The organism is Aquibacillus albus, assembly GCF_016908325.1.
Classification (GTDB): domain Bacteria; phylum Bacillota; class Bacilli; order Bacillales; family Amphibacillaceae; genus Aquibacillus_A; species Aquibacillus_A albus.
Map to the genome: position 1 here is coordinate 53,358 of NZ_JAFBDR010000010.1, position 25,073 is coordinate 78,430.

The window sequence follows — 25,073 nt, forward strand, 5'->3', positions numbered from 1 at the left end:
AACATGATTGCTTTATCGGTTAATAACTTAACGGTTACGTATGATAAACAGCCTGCATTAGAAAATGTTTCATTTGCAGTCCCAGAGGGATCACTAACTGGAATTATCGGCCCGAATGGCGCTGGTAAATCCACACTAATTAAATCCATCTTACAGCTACTGCCTACTTTATCCGGGAGTGTAGAAGTTTTTGATGAGCCTTACAAAAAGCAAAAAAAGATCATTGGCTACGTACCACAACGAAGCGAAGTTGATTGGGATTTTCCAACGAATGCATTAGATGTTGTATTGATGGGGCGTTACAGGCATATCGGCTGGTTTAAAAGGGCTAACAAAAAAGAAATCGAATGGGGTAAAACCTGCTTAGCCAAAGTAGGAATGGCAGACTATGCAAATCGTCAAATCAGCCAATTATCAGGTGGACAGCAGCAGCGTGTATTTTTAGCACGTGCGCTGGCACAGGATGCGAGAATATATTTTATGGATGAACCATTTGCAGGTGTGGATGCAGCCACTGAAAAAGCAATCATTCAATTAATGAAGGATTGGAAATCAGAGGGAAAGACCGTTCTCGTTGTGCACCATGATTTACAAACCGTTGAGGATTATTTCGACCATGTACTATTGCTAAACAAAACGCCGATTCAGTATGGAGAAACGCAAAAAGTATTTACGTTGAGTAATTTAGAAAGAGCTTATGGTGGAAAAATCGCTTTCTTAGATAAAAGCCCAGTGGTACCGCAGGGGGCAGAATAAAATGGATTTCAACCTATTTTCCAGCGCAAATTTCCAATGGGTATTTTTCGGCAGCTTATTACTTGGATTTGCCAATGGAGTGATTGGAAGTTTTGTATTATTAAAGAAACAGAGTTTAATCAGTGATGCAATGGCTCATGCTGCCCTGCCAGGTGTATGCCTCATGTTTATTATCTTTGAAATAAAATCAATACCGCTATTCTTGATCGGGGCAACAATCACTAGCTTAATAGCAACACACTTTATCCAGTCGATTGTCAAACACTCCAGAATAAAAACTGATGCAGCCATTGGTATTATTATATCGGTGTTTTTCGGCTTCGGTATTGTGTTATTAACTTACATTCAACAAAATTCAAGCGGAAACCAGGCTGGTCTTGATTCATTTATATTCGGTCAGGCAGCATCGCTTGTTCGAAGTGATGTGCAGTTGATAACGATTGGCTCTCTTATTTTAGTGATTGTCACAACACTATTTTTTAAAGAATTTAAGATTAGTATTTTTGATCCACAATTTGCGAGAGGAATTGGATTACCGGTTTCTTTTTTCAACGGATTATTGTTAGCTCTAGTCGTCGGTGCTGTTGTGATTGGTATCCAAATGGTAGGAGTCGTACTAATCGCGGCTTTATTAATTACACCTCCACTAGCAGCAAAATATTGGACAGAAAAACTGGGAATGATGGCACTTTTAGCAGGTATTTTTGGAGCAATATCCGGCGTTTCTGGTGCTGTACTCAGTTCAGTAATAAATGATTTACCAACCGGTCCAATGATTGTATTATGTGCATCCGTCATCTTCTTTTTCTCATTATTGTTTGGCAGTAAAAAAGGCATGGCAGTAAAGGTGGTGAGACAGCTATGACCTACACACTTTGGATTATCCTAACCGGTAGTTTAGTTGGATTAACCTGTGGGGTGACTGGATCATTATTAGTCTTACGGAAGATGTCCATGATTGCTGACGCCATAAGTCATACGGTGTTGTTAGGGATTGTTGGGGCATTCTTTGTCAGTCAATCTCTAAATGGATTACCAATGCTAATCGGAGCAGGCGTTGTAGGAATACTAACAGCTTTCTTTGTGGAATCATTACATTCCTCCGGGGTACAATCAGATGCTGCTATCGGAGTAGTTTTCACCTCTTTGTTCGCACTCGGGGTCGTATTGATTTCCTTTATAGGTGATCAAGTACACCTAGATACGAAGCACGCTCTAATGGGAGAAATAACATTTGTACCTTGGAATACGTTACAAATCAATGGTGTGAACTATGGTCCCATTGCGGTATGGATGTTAGGAATCGTATTGATTTTAAATCTATTTTTAATATGGATTTTTTATAAAGAAATTAAAATTTCTACCTTTGATCCACAGTATGCAAAACTTATTGGGGTACCTGTCGTATTTGTTCACTACCTACTAATGACAATGGTTTCACTTTCAACGGTTGCGTCATTTGATAGTGTTGGAGCCATTCTTGTTGTGGCCATGCTGATTGTGCCTGGGGCGACTGCTTATTTACTAACCGACCGCTTTTTCCCATTGTTACTATTAAGTGGCGGGATAGGAATTCTCTCTGCCTTAATCGGTTACGGGTTTGCTGCTTATTGGAATGTTTCTGTTTCAGGATCGATGGCTAGTGCATCCGGTGTACTATTCTTATTCGCCTTTCTTTTCAGCCCTAAACACGGGGTGATTGTAAGAAAAATTAAAAATAAACAATATGCATCCTAAGGGGTCAGACCCCCGCTTTTACCTGCGGGGGTCTGACCCCTTCGACTATTATATTATGAAACAATTTATTTATTTTTCATACAAATTATAAAGAAGAGTTTGTTATAATATAGTTTAATTGGTTATTTCGGATATGAGGGGGACTAGAATTGGCAGTTTACCAGCAAGTCTTAACACAAAATGGATTCATTGACAAAAATGACTTATATTATCCTTTTGAAGAACGCGGGCTACAATTTGGAGACGGCATATATGAAGTTATTCGCATTTATCATGGCAAATACTATTTATTAAATGAACATGTAGAACGATTATACCGATCCGCTGAATCATTAAAGCTAAAGCTTCCTTTTCAAAAGTCAGAAATGTATGTTTACCTTGATGAGTTACTTGAAATAAATCAGATTTCAAGTGATGCGAAAGTATATTTACAGGCCACACGGGGATCAGCACCTCGGGATCATGTTTTTCCTGATGCGGATGCGAACCTATATGCTTATGCTCAAGACTTAGCACGCCCATTAGATAAGTTAGAAAATGGTGTTGCGACAATTACTCGCCCAGATATACGATGGCAAAATTGCTATATTAAGAGTTTGAATTTACTTCCAAATGTCATGATGAAGCAAGAAGCAAAAGAGCATGGATGCTTTGAGACCATTTTACACCGTGATAATGTCGTAACAGAATGTAGCTCTTCGAATGCCTATATCGTTAAGGATGGAACGATTTATACACATCCTGAAACGAATAACATCTTACATGGCTGTGTTCGATTAAGGGTTAAAAAATTAGTAAAAGATTTAAATATTCCATTTAAGGAAGAGGCCTTTACCCTTTCGCAATTACACGATGCTGATGAAGTATTCTTATCGAGCAGTACTGCTGAAGTAATGCCAATAACGAAAGTGGACGATACTGTCATACAGGATGGAACACCAGGAAAAATAACAAAAGCGATACAGCAAGCTTATGAAAAAGACGCTGGTTTACGATAAGCTACCCATTTGTGGTAGCTTTTTTACTGTATTTTGAAAAACCAGGCCAATCCTCTACTCTTATATTACTCTCAGGCCGCGTTCTCCCTTTCTTTTATTCCATTCTTATTATTTTCCCGGTATGTCATGCAACATCGGAACGAATTCATTAATTAACAATAAAATAAATTATAGGTTTTTAATCATGAACATACCGAACAAGGGGTGTTGACATGCCAGCGATAACCGGGAAGGATTATATTCTTCGCATCAATCAACTAAAAGCGAATATTTGGCATGAAGGTAAAAAAATAATCGGGAATATTTCCGAGCATCCTACTTATAAAGGAGCAATCAAAAGTCAAGCAATGCTCTATGATTTACAACATCAAGAGGATGTAAAAGATTTGATGACCTACTTTTCTCCACAAACAGGAGATAGAGTGGGGACCTCTTTTTTACAACCAAAGACAAAAGAGGATCTGACTAAACGGAGAAAAATGACGATGGAATGGGCAAAAACAAACGGTGGTATGCTAGGAAGAAGTCCGGATTACATGAATACCGTCTTAATGTCATTTGCTGCATCTGCAAGTATATTAGAGGGTAAGGAAAATTGCTTCCCTGAAAACCTCGTTCACTTTTATGAACAAGCAAGAGAGCAAGATTTGTCTTTTACGCATACCTTTATTAACCCACAAGTGAACCGGTCACAGCTTTACTTTGAAGACGCTGAAGAACCTATATCAGCAACAATCATAGATAAAAATAAAGAAGGATTAGTAGTCAAAGGCGCGAAACTGTTGGCTACACAAGGTGGTATGACTGATGAATTACTTGTTCTTTCACCAGGTGGCATCACTAGCAAAGCCAATGCATTTGCATTTTCTGTCCCTAGCGATATTAACGGATTAAAATTTATAACAAGAGAATCCTTTGTTAACGGCGAATCTTCCTTTAATTACCCGTTAAGCTCACGATTTGAAGAAATAGATACAATTGTTGTATTTGATGATGTGGTTGTTCCTTGGGAAAGAGTATTTTTTTATGATAATCTCGAGGTCGCCAATAGCTTCAAAAACCAAAGTGCCTTTCTACCTTTTACCCTTCATCAAGTGGTATGTCGGCAAGTTGTTAAAACAAAGTTTCTATTAGGGGTTGCACAATCAATCGTCGACACGATTAACATAAGTGAATACCAGCATATACAGGAAAAAGTAACGGAGATTATTGTTGCATTAGAGACAATGGAGGCACTTTTAACAAAAGCAGAATGGAACGCATCTATAGATGAATTTGGATTAATGAGACCGGAATTAGCACCATTACAGGTCGCCAGTTGTACCTATCCTACCGTCTATTCTAAATTAACAGAAATCATTCAAATTCTTGGTTCTAGTGGGATGATTTCCATCCCAACAGAGAAAGACTTCAACTCTGAAATCAGAGGAGATTTAACAAAATATTTGCAAAGTGCTACGAAAGATGGGAAGGAACGAGTTCAACTATTTAGGCTCGCGTGGGATTTAACGATGAGTGCGTTCGGAACACGACAAACACAGTATGAAAGGTTTTTCTTTGGCCACCCTATCCGATTAACTAGTGAACTATATCATTCATATGACAAAACCGAGTATATCAATCTGATTCACAAATTTTTAAAGTCAAAAGGATGAGCAGTTATAGGAGCAATTAACGTACTGAATGTCCGCAAACACTATGAAATTTTACTCATACAGAAAACGCTCTGGTCAAACGCCCGAGCGTTTTCATTTGAAGGAGACGCGACATCTCACCAAACGGTATGCCATCCTTTTTTCCATTAATAATTTTCAAGCTTATTTAATGATTTATTACCAATTAATGCTTGAATCGTTTCTTCCATCATTGCACTTGTCAATCTTTCTTTATAAATTAAGTCTGCTAAGTCATAGACAGCATGAATTCGGCCAGTATAATACATCTTGTGTGCTGCAGTATTTGCTTCCTTTTCCTTTCTTTTATATTCATCAAGCAGCGCACGCTCTTCCTTACTTAACAACTTAACTTTCTCAACGGGAAACGCCACTTTCTTGTCCACTATTCATCATCCTAACAAACATTAAAAATTTATTTCATGAATAGTATTGACAGATTTACTAAGAAATAACACTATCTTTTTAAAAGGGGTCTGACCCCGTTCGTGGACATTTGTCTTCGGTGGGAGGACAGTTTATATCTGCGTTCATTTTAAAACAAAATAAAAAGCAATCACCGATTTCTTAAAATTATGGTGATTGCCTAATTTATATTTTCTAATAGTAATTACGTATTAAATGAAAAGTAACAAACTCAATGCCATTACAGCCATGCCAGCAATTAATCCATATATGGAGGTATGGGCCTCCTCATATTTTTTGGCGGCTGGTAGTAATTCATCAAGGGAAATGAATACCATAATTCCTGCAACACCAGCGAAAATCACACCAAACATAACATCATTTAAAAAAGGCATTAATACAAAATAAGCTAAAACCGCTCCGACTGGTTCAGACAAACCAGAAAGAAAAGAAAGCTTAAAGGCCTTTTTCTTGTCACCTGTTGCAAAGTAAACAGGAACTGATACAGCAATACCTTCAGGAATATTGTGAATAGCTATCGCCACCGCAATGGCTATCCCTAATGTTGGGTCTTGTATAGCAGATGTAAAAGTTGCTATCCCCTCTGGAAAGTTATGAATAGCTATTGCCAGTGCAGTAAAGGTCCCCATTTTCAATAAGTTAGGATCTTGGACTACCTTATTATTTTTATTCATTTCCTCAACTTTTTTTAGTTCATGAGGGTTACCTTGCTTCGGTATGAACTTATCGATTAACGCAATTAATAGCATTCCAGCAAAAAATCCAGCTACAGTCAACCAGTTTCCTATTTCATCCCCCATTGCAGAAACTAGCGCATCTTGAGCTTTCACAAAAATTTCAATCATAGATACATAGATCATGACACCTGCTGAAAAACCTAGCGATAGGGATAAAAACTTTGTATTTGTGGTTGAGGTAAAAAACGCCAGCACGCTGCCTATACCAGTTGCAAGACCAGCCATTAACGTTAAACTAAATGCTAACAGAAGGTTTTCCGTCATTTAAGAAGCTCCCCCTTGTGTTGAATAAAAACTGAACCAACAATATGGATATCACTGACCACTCCCTGTGATCATAAGGTATAAGTGGATAAACACGCACTATAAGTGATATATATCCAACACAAATAATTATATGCATTAATATAAAAAAGTTTACTATGGTAAAGATAATACACCCACAGAAACTTGAAAGTCAATAAAAACAAGCGCTTGTCAGTGATGATATCCATTAGTTGTTAAACGAACGTTTATCAAAGTTATCTCCTAAAAATTTAAACCAATTAAACAGTTATGACATGAATAGTAGCTCCTGATAACCATCAGACTAAAAGAATAAAGACTGCCTAGTCGTATGCATACCGAAGTTGTTTAATCTGAATTAACGTGTTACCTTTCAAGAAGAAATATATCGAAAAAGGAGAACAAACATTGCAAAAGAACATTATGATTGTTGTTATAATGGGTCTAATGGTTTCATTAACTTTAATTTTAAGCGGTTGCCAACAAAATGAAAGCAAAATATTCCGTGCAGAGCTTCCCCCTCATGACGAGACATTAAAAATGAGCATCCAAGAGAAAACAACGCATGGATTGGAACGAATAGATACGACCAAAAAAACTTATTATGACCGCATTCAAGACTTAATATATACATATGAGATTGACACAGAACCACTTTCCTATCTTAAAGTAACAAAAAGAATTTTGGACAATGATGATTATTTTATTTTTACAACATTAGAAAACCCTAGTGAAGAATCCGTGGAACTATCGCTTTCCATTCCTGTCGCAGATACAGGCTATTACTCCTTGCAGGCATTTGATCAATACAGGACTGGGCCCAGGGTTAGTGATGATATCAAAATGGATTTGACCACCACTCCACTTGGTTTACTAACGACTTATAAAGATAAAGAATTCCATTCAAATCTTATGGTTGGTAAACAATATCATTCCAGAGAAATATCTGAAAGCTATGAAGATAATCGGGAAAGCGTATTAAGAGAGCTCATATCGGAAAATCAAAATGTAGATATCGATGTCAAAGAAGATGAGCTTACACTTAAAATGGATATGGAGTCCATTGGCGATGATATTATTGATCATTGGCTGATGTTTTCCAATGAAACTTTATTTGATTCTAAAGCTTCCTATGAACAATGGATTAGACTTTACAATGGAAAACGATATAAAAATAACAACTGGTATACTGCCAGAGGACCATACAAAAAAGTAGTCAGAACTGCAGTACCGATTCCAGAATCGGAACTCCAATATGGCAGAAATTTATTAATTGTCAGAGAAGATGAACCATTAAGCCGCTATAAAGATACCCAGGAACGGTATTTTTATAACCTATTACTAAACTCCATCGCTAATCTGGACATCTTTAAAGGGGATAAAGATTTTTGGGAAACAGAATATACGAACAACTGGCTCAACCGTGTTTATGGCATCGAGGCACCCTATATCGACACGCGACATAATGAGGGTGTCGCATTATTCCTTGAAGAAACAGGAAATGTTTTAGATATTCCTGAATTAAAGCAAGCTATGACTAACTATGCAGATTTTTTAGTCGACCAAATTGAAGCTGAACAAGTAGTTAAAATAGGTCCTAATGCAGGTTTGATTAGTGATTACTTTACCTATCATCAGGATGTGAGCGTCACGCATAGCTCCTTAAATCACGTATTAGGTGGTATGAATTTATTGTTAGAAACGTATAACGATACCGGCGAAGAAAAATATCTTACCGCTGCCACCTACGTACAAAATGGTATCGATGAGCTCGGTAGTCAATGGCTAACTGATGATGGTGATACATGGTACCAGATTAATCCTGACTATAGCTTTCAAGGCGAGGATTATACCCTGCTGACTTTGACCGACTTGCTGCATTCATTGGGGTTATGGAAAGGAATTGATAAAACCCGAACAAGCACACTAGAAATGCTTATTGAATCGAAAGCTAATTATTTAGTAAATGAAGACATAAACTTATCCGATGAGGTAGTTGAATTGCTGAATGAGCATGGATTTGGTGAAATTGTAAAAGAATAATAAACGGAATGCGGAAAAACACTTAAAAGAGGCTGTCCTAAAAGCAAAGGGTCAGCCTCTTTTTGCTTGGAACAGGTAAAAAATTCAAACAATCGTAAATTTCTTAATTAATAAGAATGAAATTAATTTTATGTAACAGATTAATATTAAAGAATGTTTAAAAAGTCATCGAATGATAAGCGGCGCACCCTTCGTTGGCTTGTTCTTCCAGTCCCTCATGTAGGGAAAGCCAACACTCAGGTAAGGCCCACAGAAACTTCGCCGTCTCGACCTGCCTTTTCTATATTTACCGACTTTTTGAACACATACTATAAGAAAAAATTTTAATGGATTCCTAAAGAAAAATTTTTTGAATCGATTAGAAATTGGAGGATTTTTTACCAATGAATAAACTAGATATTATTAATCAGATTGAAGAAGAAAATGTTGAATTTATTCGTTTAGAATTCACGGATATGTTAGGTGATACCAAAAATGTTGAGATTCCAGCAAACGAAATTGATGCAATATTAAATAATGAAATCATGTTTGACAGTTCCTCAATTGTTGGGTTCACCTCGATTGAGGCAAGTGATATGAACCTACACCCTGACTTAAACACGTTTATTATTGTTCCTGCCGCGCTTGAAGGTGGAGAAAAAGTCGCTCGTTTTATTTGTGATATCTACAGACCTGATGGAGAACCATTCGAAGGAGACCCTCGTTCCATTTTAAAACGTGCACTACAAGAAGCAAATGACATGGGATATACCGTAAATCTTGGCCCAGAGCCTGAATTTTTCTTGTTTCGGCATGATGAAAGTGGATACCACACGAATGAGTTAAATGATAGGGCTGGCTATTTTGATGTTTCTCCATTGGATAGAGGGGAAAAATGCCGTCGTACGATCGCAAAAACATTACAAAACATTGGTTTTATTATGGAAGCATCTCATAAAGAAGTAGCGAATGGACAACATGAGATTAACTGGCGTTTTGATAATGGGTTAGACACGGCTGACAAAATTCAAACGTTTAAATACGTTGTCCGAAATATCGCTGCCAATTATGACATGCATGCCACGTTTATGCCAAAACCCTTATTTGGTCAGAACGGATCAGGAATGCATGTTCATATGTCCCTTTTTGAGGGGGATGAGAATGCATTCTATGATGAAAGTGACGAAGACAACCTATCTGATATAGCTCGACATTTTATGGCAGGTGTCCTAAAACATGCGAAAGCCCTAACAGCAATAACGAACCCGACAGTGAATTCTTATAAACGTCTTGTTCCGGGCTATGAAGCACCAGTGAATGTTGCTTGGTCACATTCGAACCGAAGCTGTATGATACGTGTACCAGCAACAAGAGGAGCAGGCACACGATTTGAAGTAAGAAACCCTGATCCAACTGCAAATCCTTATTTAGCGATTGCTGCGCTTCTTCATGCAGGACTAGACGGAATCAAAAACCAGTTAAAGCTTGGTCCAGCAGAAACACGTAATTTATATGAAGTAATTGCTACTGATGTGCCAACTTTACCGACAAGTTTGAAAGAAGCAGTGGATAATTTGAAGGAAGATACAGTTATCTCAAATGCTCTAGGAGAATATGCATTCGAAAAATTTATTGAAGAAAAAGAAGATGAGTGGTTCAATTATTCTTTACAAGTTACCGAATGGGAACGAAAAAAATACATGAATAAATAATGGAACAGGGGGTCAGACCCCTGTTCCATTTCTAGGTTAACCTCGAAAACTTGGTATTTGCTCTGTAAATTCTTTTTGTTTCTTTTTTGGTTTCCAAATTTGTGCGATTTCTTCAAGTGATTTGTTTTTCGTTTCTGGTACGATTGTCATTACAAAGGTGAAGCAAATTGCATTGATAATCGCGAACATCCAAAACGTGAATGCGCCTCCCATATTATTAATTAGAATTGGTGTAAACTGACCAATCGCCCAGTTTGCTCCCCACAGAAAGATTGTGGCAATCCCTACAGCTTTTCCTCGTAGATGATTTGGGAAAATTTCAGGAATCATGACCCAAGGGATTGGTCCCATCGATACACAAAATGCTGCTGTAAACCCTGCAATAAAGATAAGAAGTAATGGGCCGCTATTTGCAGGTTCAAAGTGGAATACGCTTCCAATCAAGACCATAAATACTGCCATGAAGCTTGAACCAATCGCCATCAATTTCTTTCTTCCCAGACGATCGATTAAAAGGATTGCTACGATGGTAAACACAACCTGTACACTACCAATAATACTTGTAGCTAAGAACTCCGTGTTATTTTCAAAACCTACACTACGGAAAATATCAGGTCCATAATAGGTGACCGCGTTCATACCAATCACTTGATTAAACAAGGCAAGAAAAATACCAACACCCAGTGCCATTCGAAGGCCCGGCTTGAGCAACTGCTTAGCAGAAGAACTCTGTTCCACCTCAATGGACGTTTTGATTTCTTTTGCTTCCTTTTTAGCTACTTTTTCCCCGTTAATACGCTTTAATATTTGAAAAGCTTCATTTTCTTTTCCATTTTTAATTAAGAACCTCGGACTTTCCGGTATAAAGAATAATAGAATTAAAAAGATAATACCTGGGAATGTTCCATAACCCAACATCCAACGCCAGCCTTCTTGAAGCCCCCATTCATAGGTTCCACTGTTAGCGACGCCATAATTGATATAAAAAGTAAGACAGATTCCAATAATAGTAAATAACTGATAGAGTGAACCTAACCTTCCGCGAATGGCAGGCGGTGCACATTCACTAATATACGTAACCGATAATGCTGAGGCAAAACCAATTCCAAATCCACCAAGAATTCTTGCCAATACAAGCATCGTTACACCTGTAGCAAAAGCTGAACCTAGGGCAGACAAAATAAAGAATATAGCTGCTAACATCATAATATTTTTTCGCCCATACTTATCACTTAAAAATCCTGACATAGCAACACCCAGAACACCGCCAATCATTACACATGAAATAACCCAACCTTCCATCGCTGGACTTAAATCATATAATTCTTGCAAATAACCGATCGCTCCAGATATTACTGCTGTATCAAACCCATATAATAAACCCGCCATACCGGCTGAAACTGCTATCAAAATGACATACCAAAATGAATGTTTCTCAACCATGATGATCCCCCTCTATAACCTTTTTTATTTTCATCAATTAGAAACGCTTAATTTGTCAACAAGCATAAACGACGGTGTCATTCTAATTCTGCCCCCCCAACTTCACCAATGATTTCGTTTTCATTAATGCTTTCAATTAGTTATCTTGTCTTCAATTTATCAGTAAATCGTTTTCTTTTTGGTGCATTCATCTTCACATTTTTGTAAAAGTCTAGACTTTCTTGCAAAAAACGGACATGGGCCCGAGAAAAACTACTAAGGAGGCACGTTTTTCGGTTTGACCTTCGTTTTTGCACGGTTTATGGTCCTTGGTTATGTACGGGGATCCACACTATCAAGTTCATTTGCCTATCCAACAGTATAAAAAAACAACGACCCAAAGGATCGCTGTTACTTGTTACGATTGATATTTCCCTCGATATTCACTTGGACTGAACCCTGTATCCTTTTTAAAAACACGACTAAAATAGTTCGGATCTTTATAGCCAATATTCAATGCAATTTCTTTCAATGGAATCGTACCATCTAATAAAAGTTCTTTTGCTTTCTGCAATCTTGTATTCGTCAAGTAATCAATAAAAGTAACCTGGTAACGTTCTTTAAATAACTTACTTAAATAATAAGAACTAAGACCGACCTTATCTGCTACTTCTTCCAACGAGATTTGTTTATAGTAATTGCTATCGATATAATCCTTTGCTTGGTTTAACAACCCTTCGACACCGTTTGTCCGCCACTCCCATAATCGCTCTGTCATTTGAGACAATTGTTTTTTAGTTGCCTCCTTTATTTGCATTGATGTCTCCAATCCTTCAAAACTTAATGGAAAATCATCCTCTAATCCAAGCTCTCTCATCGTCCTCGTTAATATGACTAATAAATTCTCCATTGCTTTTTTAATAACCGCTACTTTATAATCCGAAGCCTTACTAATTAGTTGATAATAAGCATTAAACCTTTGCAATCCTTTTTGCTGGTCTCCCTTTTTGACCGCTTCCACCAGTTCTTTTTCAATTTCAAACGGAATAAGCTCCTTCCTCTTTTCCTTTAATTGGTGGTTGTATGCCATATAGGCTGCACTTGAATGGTTATGAACTAATTCCAAGGCGTAAATGGCTTCCTCATACGAATGAGAAAAATGCTTTAAATCTGATACAACCGTTCCAACTCCAGCAAATAGACGACAACCTTTTAATTGATTTTGAACCTTATGGATCATGGACCGAGCAAAAGCCTCTCGCATCTCGTTATCAATCGGTTCATTTTCAACTAATATAAAGGCAGGAATTTGAAAACCAGTTAATGGACCGACAAGACAGTGGTCATGTTGCGCTTGTAAAGCCTGTTTCAGTACCCGATACCATTCACTTTTTTCCGCTCGGTCCGGCTGCATGCGTTTTGATTCAAACGAGAAAACGGCAACAAAGCCTTGTTTAACGTCAAAGTTCAACCACTCATGCCAATCTTCTGCACTAAAATCGTGAACATAATCCATCATTAAGGAAACGATAAATTCCATTTCTACCATCGAACTGACTCTTTCCAAACGGTTATCCTTTTCTATCCTTTCCATATCTTTCTTTCTCTCGCTTTCTATTTCATCCACCATTCGGTCGTAAGCCTCTAACACTTCGGAAATTTTATTTGGCTTCAACAAATATTCTTTGATCCCGAATTTCATTGCTTCACGGGCATACTCAAATGTATCATAAGCTGAAACCATTATACATTTGGTGTTTGGCAGTTCATCGAGTATTTTATTAACAGCAACAATACCATCAAACTCAGGCATTTTAATATCCATAAAAATCAAATCTGGCTCATACTTTAAAGCTAGCTCAACTGCCTGCTTCCCATTTTCAGCCTCCGCTACGATTTCAACATTCGAACGCTTTTTACGAAGAATAAGACCGAGCCCTTCTCTTTCAATTGGCTCATCATCTACTAGCATGATGTTAATCACGATTCCTCCCCCTTTCCAAGTCCTTGTTGTCATAAACGAATCGATACGGTTGTACCCTTTCCAAGCTCTGAAGAAATGCTAACCTTACTCTCTTTGTCAAAAATTTGGAGTCGATTAATCACATTGCTCATCCCAATGCCGGTCGAATGCCCCGAGCTTTTTTTGGATACAGATACCTCTTCCTCATCACTTGCATTCAGCAGTTTATCGATCGTTTGCTGATCCATCCCTACGCCATTGTCCTTCACATCAATACAAACCCTCTGATTTTCTCGGTAGATGTTTAATTCGATTTTTGCACCCGAAGCCATCGATTCAATCCCATGCACAAACGCATTCTCAATGATCGGTTGGAGTGTTAAACAAGGGATTGGAGTGGACAAACACGCAGGATCAATATCTTGATAAAATTCAACCCGTCCACCAAATCGTGTTTTTTGAATAAAAAAGTACTCTTTCACAATATCGACTTCATCTTTTAACACGGTCTGCCGATCCAGGTTACCAATATTATAACGAAGCAATGCTGAAACGGAAGCAATTAAATCATTTGTTCGGTCTGCTCCCTCAATCAGCGATGTTTTTGAAATCGTATTAAGCGTATTAAAAAGAAAGTGAGGATTAATTTGATTTTGCAAGCTCTTTAATTCCATTTCCTTTAGTAGTTGAGCAAGCCTTGCCTTTTCTTCTATATCCTGAACCGATTGCATGATATTCCTTTTCATTTCATTAAATGTCTTTGTTAAAAACCAAAGCTCGTCTTTTCTAGAAACAATTACATCTTCACCAGCATAATGTCCTGCTGCTATTTCTTGTGCAGCTCGTGTTAAACGACCGATCGTTTTCGTAATCCCATTCGAAAACCAAAGTGCAAATAAAATACTTAGGATAATGATAGAAACAAAAATGGATGTCCCCATATTTTTCGTGTTTTGGATTTTAGCATTTTCAAGCGTAAATAACGCTTGATAATTAGAAAGCTCATTATTAATTAAATCGAGAGTTTTTTCATGAATATAACCCGATGTTTTACCTGCTTCATTGAGGAATTTAGAGTATTGCTGAATATCTTCCGTTTCTACACCTTCCACTGTTTTATCGGTTAATTCTAGAAAACTAGTTATCATATGGAGAAAATTCTTCTTCGGAATACCTTCTTTTTCCCAATCAGAAAATTCCTGTTGTAATTCGAGGAGATGTTGCTTATCTTCCTGATATAATGCTAGGTTTTCCTCGATTGGCTCATGAACGTAAATTTGTAAAGATTGATAGGTTTCGCTCGTTATTTTCGTAATTTCATTTAATAGTAGTAAATGATCAGAGCTTTCGTCATATAGCTCCTTTACCTTTTGGTCACTTTGTTCACGGACAAAAAACATAACCACAATTAATAAAAGAACAGCAGCAAAATAAAGGAGTAGCTTTGTTCGAATTTTAATCATGGTGCTTCACCCTTTGCATTGTTCCACATGTCTAAATTTTCTTTACGGATAATGGAGGCATCGGTATGATAGACATCTTGAACAGACTTTCCTTTAATCAAGTCCAACATGATTTCAATACTTTGCTGTCCCATTTCAAAAGGATGTTGTTCAACGAGCACATCGATGTCTCCTTTTTCGAGTAATTCGATGTTTTCATCTAACACATCAAACCCGATTACATAGAGATTCTCTTGCCGATTTAAAGATTTTGCCGCAGCAACAATGCCACTTGCATCATAGGAGCTCGTTCCATAAAAAGCTGTAATGTCCTCATGACCTGTCAGTATGTTATAAGCCTTTTCTTCTGCTTCTACCCTTGTGATATTGGACTCTTCCACCGCTACGATTTCAATTCCATCCTCCTGCTCGACCACATCCCTAAAGCCTTCTACCCGAAGTTCATGGTGGGCATTGTTAAAACTGCCGGTAATGATTCCAACCGTAGCTTGTCCATTTGTATCTTCCACCAATGCTTTCCCTGCCAACTGCCCTGCCAAGTAGTTGTCTGTACCGATATATGCTGCACGAGAACTTTCTGGGGAATCCGTATCAATTGTGATCACTGGAATCCCAGCTTCAACAGCTTTATCGATCATTGGCGTAAAGTTTTCATCAAGCGCTTGAACGATAATCCCATCTACCTTTGATTTGATTGCCATATCTAGAAGCTTCAATTGTTCCTCCGGATTGGATCGACTAGGACCTTCATATTGAACAAAAACGTCATGCTTCTGTTCTACTTCCTTCGCTCCGTCCCCGACTAAGCGCCAATATTCATGATTCATCTCCTCACCTATTAAAGAAAAATGATAGGTAGGATTTGGTAAAGAAGAAACAGCTGCATCCAATTTTCTATCATAAGCATTTGCTTGTTTATAAAAATAAAATGAAAAACACACAGCCACAATAAAACAAACCACTAAAACAACATAAACAAAAGAAATACGCCTCATGCTGCACCTCCTGAGGAAAAGGGGTCAAGGAAAAGGGGTCAAGGAAAAGGGGTCAGACCCCTTTTCCCATTTTTTTCCACTTTATCATCCTACTTTTACTTTCTCCATTATAACGTGGGACAGTGTTCGATTCTCTCATCCTATGTAGGCCAATTTTTCCCATCCGACTGCTGAGCCCGCCTCATCCATTTCTTCTTATGAAAATGATACCCGGGATACCCCGGATTCCTAACTAGCTAACACCTATTTTATAACAACGCCATAACAATCGATAAATCATTCGAGTACAATGTAAAAAGCACTTTTAAATAAGGGAGAACATATTATGAACAATGATCAAAAAGCAGTACTCGGATCATGGATTCAAGCGATCGGAACTATCATTTCTGCTATTGGCAGTACACCTTTTAAAATCCCTGCCAAATTACTAAATGATTTAGACTTGATAGGAAATGTGCTCCAGGGAAGCGGAAACGCATTAATGGCCGATAGTATAAAACCTTTTACGCTAAATAAAATTGGAAATCAAATACAAGCTATTGGTAATACGACCATTGTCACTCAATATATAATCAATTTTAATGATAAGACAGCTCAGGAATTAGAAATAAAGGGAGATTTATTTCAAGCAGTTGGTGGAGGAATAGCTTTTTCTACTCAAAATTGGGAGGAAAAACCTTCCATGGAAGAAATATATTCAACTTATGGAAATCTTCTACAAGTAATCGGAAATTCGATGCAATCCATTGCAGGAGGGATTGAACAAAAAGGAGGAGATGGTCAAGTAATGAATACAGTTGGCAGCTGGATTCAAGCAATCGGAGCTGTTCTTTCTGCTATCGGTCAGAATTAGCAGAGACTTCAGAAAGGACATGGGGACAGGCCCCTGTCTATCCCTCCTCGTCCTGTAACCCGTAACGCGGGACAAGGGACCTGTCCCTTCGTCCCATTATTCTGTAGCTTCGTCAAATTCTTCTCTGACAACATTGGACGGATTTTTTGGAGAGCCAAAAATAAGACTGATGACAATGACGGCAACAGCACATAAAATGAAACCTGGTACTATTTCATATAAATCAAAAATTCCCCCTTCAAATTGCGTCCAACCAATTACCGTCAAAGCACCAACCACGATTCCGGCAATTGCCCCTCTTCTCGTTGTACCTTTCCAAAATAAGCTCAAAATGATTACCGGGCCGAAAGCAGAACCAAAACCCGCCCAAGCATATCCGACTAAATCCAAGACTCTACTCTCAGGATCTTGAGCAATGATAATAGCAATAATTGCAATCGTAATCACTGCTATACGTCCAACCCAGACTAATTCATTTTGAGTTGCATTTTTTCTAATAATCCCTTTGTAAAAATCCTCGGCAACAGCACTTGAGGAAACAAGTAATTGAGAATCAATCGTACTCATAATTGCTGATAAAATGGCAGCTAAAAAAATCCCTGCTATCCATGGATTAAAGAGCTCTTGGGTGAACGCGATAAACACGGTTTCTGGATTTTCTAATGGAGCATCTGCATAATAAGCAATACCTGCAAACCCTGTAAAAATCGCACCATATAAAGCAAATACCATCCATGACATCCCAACAAACCTAGCTTTCGGTATTTCATTTGCCGATTTCACAGCCATAAATCTCGTTATAATATGAGGTTGTCCAAAGTAACCTAAACCCCACGCTAACAATGAAACAATTCCTATTGTTGTTGTATCGGCAAACACATCAAGGTAACTCGAATCAATGTTCCCGACACTATTAACAACTTCATTCCAGCCACCTACCACATTGATTGCAATAATCGGTACGATAATTAACGCTAAAAACATTAATATCCCCTGAAAAAAGTCCGTCCAACTCACTGCCAAAAATCCACCTAAAAACGTATAGGAAATAATTACGATTGCACCAATCCATAACGAAGCTTGGTAGCTGAAACCAAAGGATTGCTCAAATAAAATAGCACCTCCAACAAGCCCTGCTGATGTATAAAAGGTATAGAAAATCAAGATAACAAAAGCCGATATCACACGTAGTATTCTTGACTTGTCATGAAAACGGTTTTCTAGAAAATCTGGAATGGTAATCGAGTCTTTGGCAACTTCTGTATAAGTTCTTAACCGTTTAGCAACAAACTGCCAATTCAAATAAGCCCCCACAGCTAAACCAATCGCAATCCAAATTTGATTCATCCCACCTGCGTACAAGGCTCCAGGTAAACCAAGCAAAAGCCAGCTGCTCATATCGGAAGCTCCCGCACTTAAAGCCGCAACACTTCCACCTAAATTTCGTCCACCTAACACATAATCAGAGAGATTTTTCGTTAAACGATAAGCAATAATTCCAATTACTAGCATCCCTACTAAATAGACAATAAACGTAACTAGAGTAGCAATATTCATCCTCTATTCCCCTCTTCCTGTAAAGAAAGTAATTAGCGATAGTACGACAACAGATAACATTGGAATTAATAACCAACCCCAAGTTGCTGAAGTCAAAGTTTCCTGTACCATAAAAACACCACCTCATTTGGTTATGTAGATATAGTAGTCCCCATCAACTTTCTTTATATTCGAGAAAAACGGGGACAGGCTGGAGTTAATCCAAGCCTGTCCCCGCGTACCTACACATGATTAATTTGTCTCCAGGTGCGAACCAATCCATCAACAATTGGTTCCATGACATCCTGATCCTTAAAATATCCTGAGTGACTTAAAGGATTCCAACTCGTTAATAATCCGCCGACATTAACGGCTTTGTCTTCACTCACAGATTTATAATAATTTTCATTTAAATCTTTTAATGGAAAGCCTAAGACATCATCTTTGTTATAAAAATTAATCCATTCCCCCTTCAAACCAGGATAGTAATATTGAAGTTTACTAGACGGAATATGGATAGGGCGATCAAAGTTGTGATAACGTAAACTCCATAGCGGCAGTGTCGTTCCCATTGTATAAAATAAGGTTAAGGTATCTCCCTTTTCTAATGGCGATGCTTTGTTAACAACGCAAATGACATCCTTTTGTTTGTGTTGTAAATCGTAAAAATAGTTACTTGCAATAACAGAACCTAAACTATGTGAAATGACACATAATGGAGCATTATTTCCAGCTTTTGTTGAGAGAATGTTAAGGCCTTCGCCTATTTTTTCATGTACTCTTTCATAATTATGCTTCCCTTCTCCCACAGGCTGATAAGCAATAGCATCTCCTAAATAGTGAATGAGGAATTTTCGGAGTTTTTGATAATGTAAATGGTTGGCACTAACTGTTTTGCTAAATAAACTTTCCTCTCTATCTGCAAAAACTGTTGCCCACTGGATTGGTTGAATAATAAGGTATGCGGAAGGGGATTCAACTAGATGATCTATTTTTTCGGAAAATTTACTTCGAATCACATCAATATATTTCTCAGCAAAACCTTCCTTTTGATTCCCCATCCCATGAACAATTGCTACAGCTAGCTTTTTAAACATCGCCCTCCCCCTTTTAGGGACACAGGGACAGGTCCCGTGTCCCACTTATTTAGTTAATTTCTTTAATATTGGTCCAATGACTCCATCTCACCATGATACGGTGGATGGGCATTAATAAAATATTCGTACTCCGAAAACTTTTTCAAGCTTTTTCCATCCCGCATCCATACCCAGTCGTCCATTTCTGATTGAGTTTTATGTGCGCGAAATGCTAGTAGCTTGTAGTAAAGATATTCTTTCACATGAACCTTGGTCATTTGTTGAGGTAAAAGGCCATATTGGCGTGGATTTTTTGCGGCATTACTGCCAGATACATAAAATAAGTTAGCCTTCGACGGTGAAACTCCACACTTTTGATACATTTGAAACGCTTGGGTTGTTGCGAGTCCAATTGCACAGTGATCAGGGTGTCCGCCGAGCGTTTCATGAAACGTTACAACCGCATCTGGTTTTATTTCAATCATTTGTTCGAACACAGCCTGTGTTAACGTTTCCGAAGGTTGAATTTCTAATAATTTGTCACGGTACCCTAAGAACCTTAACTCCTTAATCTGTAGCACTTTACATGCATTGTTTAGTTCCTGTTCACGGATAGTAGGAATGTCTTCACGTGTTGCAATCGGCGGAACCCCCATCCGTCGCCCCATTTCCCCTTTTGTTGCACAAACCAACACAACACGGTGACCTTCATGTCCGTGTTTTGCCATCGTACCGCCACAAATAAAGGTTTCATCATCTGGGTGTGCAAATACTGCCATAATCGTTGCCATTCGAAGCATCCCTTCTACTCTAAAAATTAAATTGGAAACGGCTGAGAACTTATTTCCAATGTACGAGCGAGCCGATCGTGTTCATCGTAACCGGTGACTACCACCAGGTCATCAGCAATGTGCATATGAGTCAAATGATCGACATGAATGATTGACTCCTGTTGGTCCAGTTCCAAAAAGACACGAAAGGCTTGTTCACCTTTTACATGCACGCGCTCTAAACAAGCTTTGCCGTTCCGAAAATAACCACCTGGATTTATCTCCATGTGGATATATATGTTCGTCCCAACCCAATGTTGAAGTTTTTTCAACAACAATTCCGAGGAAATATTTTCCAAAGTTCACCCCTCCTCCATTCGAGACGTACAATTTCTCTATCCATTTATTATACTCGCATGTAACCCCTTCCAACAAGCGGGACGCAGGGACAGGTCCCTTGTCCCGCATTACGTTTATGGGACAAGGGACCTGTCCCTGCGTCCCATCCCTGCTTCCCAGAATAATTTTTATTTATTTGGTTTTAAACTATTGTAATCGCTTACATTTTGTTTTATAATAAGAATCAAGATAATAATTTAGGTTAGAAGGTGAAAATAATGAATTTTTACGAAAAGTTACCTAATGATATGTTAATGGAATTTTATAAAGAAGTTAATAAGAAAATTAAAAAAGGTGAAAACACGAAAACGATGTATTACGAATTAGGTTTAATCATCTCTGTTATTAATCGAAGAGGTATTCTTATCGAAAAGCCTAGTGTTTGTCAACAAGTTGCATCCAAGCAATCAACAATTAGTGCTTAATACATAAAATAGTACCAGACATAAGTAAGAGTACAGGCACCACAAAAGCGTCTTTTTGTGGTGCTTTTTGCCTGTCTCCGCATAACTTTAATCGATGTCAACCGCAACAACCAGCGCTGAAACATTTCATACGAAAAAGGTGCGAAGCCAAAGTGTTCGATTTGCCTCGCATCTTTTTCTTTTAATTTACGAAAGCTTTTCCACGATTTAATGGCTTTTCAAACATAGAAAGGTCAATAGAATCAGCTAGTTTTTCTAAACCACGATCATTCGGGTGTAAATGATCCCCGCTATCATATTCCGGAAGAATCTTATCCGGACTAGAAGGATCCACAATCGCTTTGTCAAAATCAAAAAATCCATCAAATACATCATTGTTTCGTATCCATTTATTAACTTCTTGTCGCGTCGCTTCTCCCTCATCCGTGTAATAATTTGAGTCGTCGGTAAAAGCATTAAATGGAGTCAATGTTGCAGCATAGATTCTTAATCCACGGTCATGAGCCTTGCTTGCGATTTCTTTCATGCCAAAGATTATTTTATCCGCATCGAAAACATGTGGCTGATGACCAACATCATTAATTCCTTCATATAAAATAACATCGGTTACCCCAGTCTGAGAAAATACATCTCTATCCAACCTAGATAACGCTTTTTCACCAAATATCGGTGAATCTGCTAAAATTCTATTCCCAGTTATCCCCTGATTCAACACGGAAAAAGTTTGGTTACTTATTTCCTCATCAAGTCGCTCATTTAAAAAGTCAGTCCATCGGTGATTAGCGTTTACAGTAGACATGTACCCATCTGTAATTGAATCCCCAAGCGCTACAATGACACGCGACTTCTTATTGGACTCTGTTTTTACATCAACGCCTGATAGCCAAAACCATGAGTTTACTGTTTCAGAAAATGCTTCTTCGTCATTGGATTCTGTATAATCACCTTCCTTCGAAATATACGTGGTTTGATAAGAGAACCAGTGCCAGGTAGCTGGTCCAGTTTCAGATGAAACATTCACGCTTACCGTTAAATCTTCTCCATCTGTCACCTGATACGGGATTGGGTCACTATGAATTTCTTCTCCAGGTGGTATTGTTACGGATTGTTCTTGATCAAAAGTTAACGTTTTGTTTGTATCCGGTTTCATTTTAGCGCCTTCTTCAGTGTCCGCAACAGTTACTTTATGAAATGTTAGTGGTTCAGTTCCAAATGTGTTTGAAAATCGCAGGCTTATTTGCTTGCCTGATGCATTTGGATGTACAATCATGCGAATGGTTTGGCTATCAAATCCTTCATTTGAAATACCTCCATCGTGTGGTGCCATCGGACTTGCAGACCAAGCCCCAATCCATTGACCAGAGTTACTATTATCTTTTGCTTGAACAATAGATAATCCAGTCAAAGCATCACTGGAACTGAAAATAATTCCAATTAGCAAAGGGATAACTAAAAATAACGTTAATCCTCTTTTTACCACATTTCATTCCTCCCTAATAGTTTGTTTATTAGACAAACCAAGTTTAGCACTTAATCCTCTTATAAAACCATAGCTAAAACAACTCAATTACCAGACACTATTCTGGTATTTTCTACAAAAGTCGAGATGGAAGACCAGGTCCCTCGTCCCATCCCCATATAAAAAACTCCGACACTCGTTATAAGACAAGACGAATGTCGAAGTTTTCTAATGTCCTCAGCATTTACATACACTTCTTTTTACAATTAAGGAAGTATAATTTTTTGTCCAATGAAGATTTGATTTGGATTTGAAATGACATCTTTATTTGCATCAAATATTTTATTCCACTCCGCACCATTTCCATAGGCTGATAGAGCAATTGCCCATAATGTATCACCTGATTTCACTACATAAGTTGCTGCCTTACCTTTTTCCTCTTTGTTTTCTTTAGCTTCTTCTTTCTTTTCCTCCGATTTATTTGCTTGGTCATCCTTACCATTGTTACCTTCAGATGGAGCCTCTACTTGAGAAATACGTCCTTCAGCCTCGTATTTAATAGGCTCATCAAAGGATTTCACAAAATCTACAGTAGCATCCAAGTCATTAGGACCTTGTTCTTGATTTTGGCCGTATTCGTTAATCATTTGGTCATTATCGTAGTACATATAGTTGTTCACTACTAATGTATAGGTTTCATTTTTCTTCATTTTTGAACCATCTGGCAGAAGAATATTGACTACTTCTTGTGTTTCACCTTGCCAAGTATATTTCAAACCAGACACACTGTAATCTGGGCCATACTGCTCACTGATTTGAAGATTCAAAATCTCTTCAATTTGAGTACCAGTAAATTCTGCTTTTATCAGCGTATTTCCAAATGGTTGTACATCAAATAAGTCACCAAACGTGATGTCACCCGCTGAGATATCATCACGAATTCCCCCACCATTCATGAATGCAAAATCAGCATTCATCGCTTCTTTCATACCATCCGCAATAAGGTTTCCTAACGCATTATCTCCAACTTCACCACGGATTCCATATCCACCTTCAAGGTCAATAGCTGCTTCTCCAACCACTTCTGACTTCAATTCCGCTACTTTTGCTTCATATGTATCAAGGATAGCTGATACATTTTCATCGGCTTCAATTTCTTCCTTATCTGCAATTACAATTTCGGCTGATTTTTTAACAATATCACCTGTTGCGGGATCAATCTCTAAATCAATTGCACCAAAAGCTTCACCATATTCGTAAGCTTGTACAATTAGCTTGTCATCAACATAACCGTTAAGCTTTACGTGATTATGCGCAGCAATAATGACATCCACTTCATCATCAACACCATTGGCAATATCTGCTGCATCGCCTGTAATAACATCACCTTCTTGATAACCAGGGTTATGTGCTAAAACGATAATTGATTTTACTCCCTGCTCCTTCAATTCTGGAACATATTGATTGATCGCTTCCGTTTCATCCGTAATTTCCAGATTTTCATTTCCTGTTTGAACAATCATATTTGGTGTTTCAGTAGTTGCCACACCAATAAAACCAATTTTTTGTCCAGCAATTTCCTGTACAAAATAAGGATCTAGCATTAATTCTTTTGAATCTTTGTATTGAACGTTAGCAGCCACGACAGGAAAATCCATGCCATCGTATCCCGGTGTACCTTCTGGATGCTCTCCACCGTTGACCATACGAAGCATTTCGTCTATACCTTCGTCAAACTCATGGTTTCCTACTGTACCTACATCAAAGCCAATTTCCTCCATAATTTCTACTGTTGGCTCATCTTGGAACAGGGCCGAAACGAGTGGACTTCCACCAATCATATCTCCAGAATGAACAATTAATGTATTTTCATTCTGTGCTTCATACTGCTTTAAGTATGCTGCCAAATAGTTCATTGGACCCGTTAATTCCTCTTCTCCGTCCCCGTCTTGATCTTCATACTCTGCCTCATTGTCGATTCTTCCGTGCAAGTCATTTACACTTAGAAGTTGTACCTTAATGTTGGCTTCGTTCGTTTCCTCCGCTAGTACATGTGATGGTGAAAACAAACCAAATAATAATGCAAATGAAAATAATAGATTAAAACTTACTCGTATTTTTCTCACGACTTTTCCCCCAACCTTTTCTATCATTTTTTTACTCTTTTATTCTAGCATTTATTTGTAAATAAATTGTAAATAAATGATAAAATTTGGGTAAAAAGGATAACATTACTAAAAATTGAGTAGGCGTTAAGAGACAGCCTTAAATGAACCTGTCTCGTGTTTAAAAATCATGATTATTTGTCCAGGGAGGGTTTTTGGGACTAGGAACCTCCCATAGGGGCAGTTTAATGATATATACAG

General features: G+C 38.0%; 21 protein-coding genes. 9 read left to right on the plus strand and 12 right to left on the minus strand.

Features of this window, described 5'->3' with window-relative positions; translation table 11 throughout:
• Positions 1-3 precede the first annotated feature (3 nt).
• From JOC48_RS10385 to hpaB, 5 genes are all read left to right on the plus strand, one after another.
• Entirely contained in the window at positions 4-756 is a 753-nt protein-coding gene (locus JOC48_RS10385; RefSeq protein WP_204499424.1) for a metal ABC transporter ATP-binding protein, read from the plus strand.
• A 1-nt stretch (position 757) separates the two neighbouring features.
• Entirely contained in the window at positions 758-1,621 is an 864-nt protein-coding gene (locus JOC48_RS10390; RefSeq protein WP_204499427.1) for a metal ABC transporter permease, read from the plus strand.
• Positions 1,618-2,493, plus strand: coding sequence for a metal ABC transporter permease (locus JOC48_RS10395; RefSeq protein ID WP_204499429.1), 876 nt, complete (start codon positions 1,618-1,620; stop codon positions 2,491-2,493). The genes JOC48_RS10390 and JOC48_RS10395 overlap by 4 nt, the downstream gene beginning before the upstream one ends.
• 149 nt (positions 2,494-2,642) lie before the next feature.
• Entirely contained in the window at positions 2,643-3,491 is an 849-nt protein-coding gene (gene dat, locus JOC48_RS10400) for a D-amino-acid transaminase (RefSeq protein ID WP_204499431.1), read from the plus strand.
• Positions 3,492-3,703: 212 nt separating this feature from the next.
• The gene (gene hpaB / locus JOC48_RS10405; RefSeq protein WP_204499434.1) at positions 3,704-5,146 is read left to right on the plus strand and encodes a 4-hydroxyphenylacetate 3-monooxygenase, oxygenase component; all 1,443 of its coding nucleotides are present in this window, start codon (positions 3,704-3,706) and stop codon (positions 5,144-5,146) included.
• 146 nt (positions 5,147-5,292) lie between these two features.
• Here hpaB and JOC48_RS10410 read toward each other — a convergent pair whose 3' ends face one another.
• Both JOC48_RS10410 and zupT read right to left on the minus strand, forming a co-directional pair.
• Positions 5,293-5,550, minus strand: coding sequence for a hypothetical protein (locus JOC48_RS10410; protein WP_204499436.1), 258 nt, complete (start codon positions 5,548-5,550; stop codon positions 5,293-5,295).
• Between the two features lie 231 nt (positions 5,551-5,781).
• Complete coding sequence (gene zupT / locus JOC48_RS10415) at positions 5,782-6,591, minus strand: zinc transporter ZupT (protein WP_204499438.1); 810 nt, start codon at positions 6,589-6,591, stop codon at positions 5,782-5,784.
• Between the two features lie 429 nt (positions 6,592-7,020).
• Here zupT and JOC48_RS10420 point away from each other — a divergent pair, with 429 nt between their 5' ends.
• Complete coding sequence (locus JOC48_RS10420; RefSeq protein WP_204499440.1) at positions 7,021-8,655, plus strand: P-loop NTPase family protein; 1,635 nt, start codon at positions 7,021-7,023, stop codon at positions 8,653-8,655.
• A 383-nt stretch (positions 8,656-9,038) separates the two neighbouring features.
• The gene (gene glnA / locus JOC48_RS10425) at positions 9,039-10,346 is read left to right on the plus strand and encodes a type I glutamate--ammonia ligase (RefSeq protein ID WP_204499441.1); all 1,308 of its coding nucleotides are present in this window, start codon (positions 9,039-9,041) and stop codon (positions 10,344-10,346) included.
• Between the two features lie 36 nt (positions 10,347-10,382).
• On the opposite strand, the gene JOC48_RS10430 is transcribed toward glnA, so the two are convergent.
• The 4 genes from JOC48_RS10430 to JOC48_RS10445 all read right to left on the minus strand — a co-directional run bounded on the left by JOC48_RS10430 (position 10,383) and on the right by JOC48_RS10445 (position 16,189).
• The gene (locus JOC48_RS10430) at positions 10,383-11,789 is read right to left on the minus strand and encodes a sugar porter family MFS transporter (protein WP_204499442.1); all 1,407 of its coding nucleotides are present in this window, start codon (positions 11,787-11,789) and stop codon (positions 10,383-10,385) included.
• 397 nt (positions 11,790-12,186) lie between these two features.
• A complete protein-coding gene (locus JOC48_RS10435) occupies positions 12,187-13,752 on the minus strand; it encodes a response regulator (RefSeq protein ID WP_204499443.1) in 1,566 nt (521 codons plus the stop codon).
• Positions 13,753-13,781: 29 nt separating this feature from the next.
• Positions 13,782-15,194 carry a sensor histidine kinase gene (locus JOC48_RS10440; RefSeq protein WP_204499444.1) on the minus strand — a complete coding sequence of 471 codons (1,413 nt, stop codon included), beginning with the start codon at positions 15,192-15,194 and terminating at the stop codon, positions 13,782-13,784.
• The gene (locus JOC48_RS10445; RefSeq protein WP_204499445.1) at positions 15,191-16,189 is read right to left on the minus strand and encodes a sugar-binding protein; all 999 of its coding nucleotides are present in this window, start codon (positions 16,187-16,189) and stop codon (positions 15,191-15,193) included. The genes JOC48_RS10440 and JOC48_RS10445 overlap by 4 nt, the downstream gene beginning before the upstream one ends.
• Positions 16,190-16,514: 325 nt before the next feature.
• On the opposite strand from JOC48_RS10445, the gene JOC48_RS10450 reads away from it, so the two are divergent.
• Positions 16,515-17,042, plus strand: coding sequence for a DUF6944 family repetitive protein (locus JOC48_RS10450; RefSeq protein ID WP_204499446.1), 528 nt, complete (start codon positions 16,515-16,517; stop codon positions 17,040-17,042).
• A 96-nt stretch (positions 17,043-17,138) separates the two neighbouring features.
• Here the strand turns inward: JOC48_RS10450 and putP are convergent, their stop codons facing one another.
• The 4 genes from putP to JOC48_RS10470 form a co-directional block, all read right to left on the minus strand.
• A complete protein-coding gene (gene putP, locus JOC48_RS10455; protein ID WP_204499448.1) occupies positions 17,139-18,599 on the minus strand; it encodes a sodium/proline symporter PutP in 1,461 nt (486 codons plus the stop codon).
• 221 nt (positions 18,600-18,820) lie between these two features.
• A complete protein-coding gene (locus JOC48_RS10460) occupies positions 18,821-19,675 on the minus strand; it encodes a chemotaxis protein (RefSeq protein WP_204499450.1) in 855 nt (284 codons plus the stop codon).
• A gap of 62 nt (positions 19,676-19,737) precedes the next feature.
• Entirely contained in the window at positions 19,738-20,445 is a 708-nt protein-coding gene (locus JOC48_RS10465; protein WP_204499452.1) for a PIG-L family deacetylase, read from the minus strand.
• A gap of 26 nt (positions 20,446-20,471) precedes the next feature.
• Complete coding sequence (locus tag JOC48_RS10470; protein WP_204499454.1) at positions 20,472-20,783, minus strand: DUF1806 family protein; 312 nt, start codon at positions 20,781-20,783, stop codon at positions 20,472-20,474.
• Positions 20,784-21,041: 258 nt separating this feature from the next.
• Here JOC48_RS10470 and JOC48_RS10475 point away from each other — a divergent pair, with 258 nt between their 5' ends.
• Entirely contained in the window at positions 21,042-21,248 is a 207-nt protein-coding gene (locus JOC48_RS10475) for a hypothetical protein (RefSeq protein WP_204499456.1), read from the plus strand.
• Positions 21,249-21,429: 181 nt separating this feature from the next.
• Here the strand turns inward: JOC48_RS10475 and JOC48_RS21525 are convergent, their stop codons facing one another.
• Together JOC48_RS21525 and JOC48_RS10485 are read right to left on the minus strand one after the other, a co-directional pair.
• Entirely contained in the window at positions 21,430-22,728 is a 1,299-nt protein-coding gene (locus JOC48_RS21525; protein WP_204499458.1) for a GDSL-type esterase/lipase family protein, read from the minus strand.
• Positions 22,729-22,973: 245 nt separating this feature from the next.
• On the minus strand, positions 22,974-24,833 hold the full coding sequence (locus JOC48_RS10485) for a 5'-nucleotidase C-terminal domain-containing protein (RefSeq protein WP_338024276.1): 1,860 nt from the start codon (positions 24,831-24,833) through the stop codon (positions 22,974-22,976).
• Positions 24,834-25,073 lie beyond the last annotated feature (240 nt).

What these genes read in the sequence shown, in the direction of transcription:
- JOC48_RS10390 (WP_204499427.1), top strand. Translation starts at nt 758, where the DNA reads ATGGATTTCAACCTATTTTCCAGCGCAAATTTCCAATGGGTATTTTTC.
- JOC48_RS10460 (WP_204499450.1), bottom strand. Translation starts at nt 19,675, where the DNA reads ATGTTTAAAAAGCTAGCTGTAGCAATTGTTCATGGGATGGGGAATCAA.
- putP (WP_204499448.1), bottom strand. Translation starts at nt 18,599, where the DNA reads ATGAATATTGCTACTCTAGTTACGTTTATTGTCTATTTAGTAGGGATG.
- JOC48_RS10430 (WP_204499442.1), bottom strand. Translation starts at nt 11,789, where the DNA reads ATGGTTGAGAAACATTCATTTTGGTATGTCATTTTGATAGCAGTTTCA.
- JOC48_RS10395 (WP_204499429.1), top strand. Translation starts at nt 1,618, where the DNA reads ATGACCTACACACTTTGGATTATCCTAACCGGTAGTTTAGTTGGATTA.
- JOC48_RS10445 (WP_204499445.1), bottom strand. Translation starts at nt 16,189, where the DNA reads ATGAGGCGTATTTCTTTTGTTTATGTTGTTTTAGTGGTTTGTTTTATT.
- JOC48_RS10440 (WP_204499444.1), bottom strand. Translation starts at nt 15,194, where the DNA reads ATGATTAAAATTCGAACAAAGCTACTCCTTTATTTTGCTGCTGTTCTT.
- JOC48_RS10450 (WP_204499446.1), top strand. Translation starts at nt 16,515, where the DNA reads ATGAACAATGATCAAAAAGCAGTACTCGGATCATGGATTCAAGCGATC.
- JOC48_RS10465 (WP_204499452.1), bottom strand. Translation starts at nt 20,445, where the DNA reads ATGGCAACGATTATGGCAGTATTTGCACACCCAGATGATGAAACCTTT.
- hpaB (WP_204499434.1), top strand. Translation starts at nt 3,704, where the DNA reads ATGCCAGCGATAACCGGGAAGGATTATATTCTTCGCATCAATCAACTA.
- glnA (WP_204499441.1), top strand. Translation starts at nt 9,039, where the DNA reads ATGAATAAACTAGATATTATTAATCAGATTGAAGAAGAAAATGTTGAA.
- JOC48_RS10385 (WP_204499424.1), top strand. Translation starts at nt 4, where the DNA reads ATGATTGCTTTATCGGTTAATAACTTAACGGTTACGTATGATAAACAG.
- JOC48_RS10475 (WP_204499456.1), top strand. Translation starts at nt 21,042, where the DNA reads ATGAATTTTTACGAAAAGTTACCTAATGATATGTTAATGGAATTTTAT.
- zupT (WP_204499438.1), bottom strand. Translation starts at nt 6,591, where the DNA reads ATGACGGAAAACCTTCTGTTAGCATTTAGTTTAACGTTAATGGCTGGT.